General features: G+C 63.2%; 1 protein-coding gene. It reads left to right on the top strand.

Going from position 1 to position 1,232, the window contains the following annotated elements:
• The first annotated feature begins 133 nt into the window (after nucleotides 1-133).
• Nucleotides 134-1,012, top strand: a complete 879-nt coding sequence (tsf, locus tag ACXJKH_RS20780) for a translation elongation factor Ts (protein WP_457322222.1) — start codon at nucleotides 134-136, stop codon at nucleotides 1,010-1,012.
• Nucleotides 1,013-1,232: the final 220 nt, after the last annotated feature.

Raw genomic sequence — 1,232 nt, 5'->3', positions numbered from 1 at the left:
GGCCTGATCCAGGCCCACGGTGGGCGCCGCGCGCCCACCGCTCCTGTCCGCTGCCGATGGCGCGATGACAGGACCCTGTCATACGGGCCGGCCACCATGCCGGCCCAACCCCTTTCTTTCGTGAGGAAATCCCGTGGAAATCACTGCTTCCCTGGTCAAGGAACTGCGCGAGCGCACTGGCGCCGGCATGATGGAGTGCAAGAAGGCACTCACCGAAAACGGCGGCAACATCGACGCCTCGGCCGAATGGCTGCGCAAGTCCGGCCTGGCCAAGGCCGACAAGAAGGCTGACCGCGTGGCTGCCGAAGGCATCATCGTGGCGGCTCAGGACGGCAACAAGGCCGTGCTGGTCGAAGTCAACTCCGAAACCGACTTCGTCGCCAAGGACAGCAACTTCCTGGACTTCACCAAGGCCGTTGTCGCCGCCGCCCTGAGCTCGGGCGCTGCCGACATCGACGCGCTGAAGGCCGCCAAGCTGCCGAGCGGCGAGACCGTCGAAGAAGCCCGCGCCGCCGTGATCGCCAAGGTTGGCKAGAAGGTCGACGTGCGTCGCATCGTGCGCCTGGAATCGTCCAACAACGTGGCCGCTTACGTGCACGGTGGCCGCATCGGCGTGCTGGTCGAGCTGGCCGGCGGTGACGCCGAACTGGCCCGTGGCCTGGCCATGCATGTGGCTGCGATGAATCCGCCGCACAACAAGGCAGCCGATGTGCCGGCCGAGTTCGTTGCGAAGGAGAAGGAAATCGAGCTGGCCAAGATGACCGACAAGGACAAGTCCAAGCCGGCCGACATCCTGGAAAAGATCATCAGCGGCAAGATCGCCAAGATCGTCAACGAAGTGACGCTGTACGGCCAGCCGTACGTGCTGGACACCAACCAGTCGGTCGAGCAGGTCCTGAAGGCCGCCGGTGCCGACGTGGTCGGCTTCAAGCGCCTGGCTGTTGGCGAAGGCATCGAGAAGGTTGTCGAAGACTAYGCTGCCGAAGTGATGAAGCAGGCCGGTCTGGCCTGATCCCTCCTACGCCATCGCTTGCGGTGGTGTGATGGATCGAAAAAACCCGGCTTCGGTCGGGTTTTTTTGTGGGTGTTTGTTTTTTTTTCGAAGCGGAAAGCGCGGAGCCGAAGCCAAAGCAAAAGCCAAAGCCAAAGCAGTTTGCTGGCTGCTTGGTTTTCAGTGCGGGCTGGCAGGCTTACCCCCTTGCCGGGACACGCCGTAAACCCATCCCTGGGGG

This window comes from Stenotrophomonas sp. P5_B8 (genome assembly GCF_054049855.1).
The sequence above is the reverse complement of the archived record's forward strand: the minus strand, read 5'-3'. Positions and strand labels throughout refer to the sequence as shown.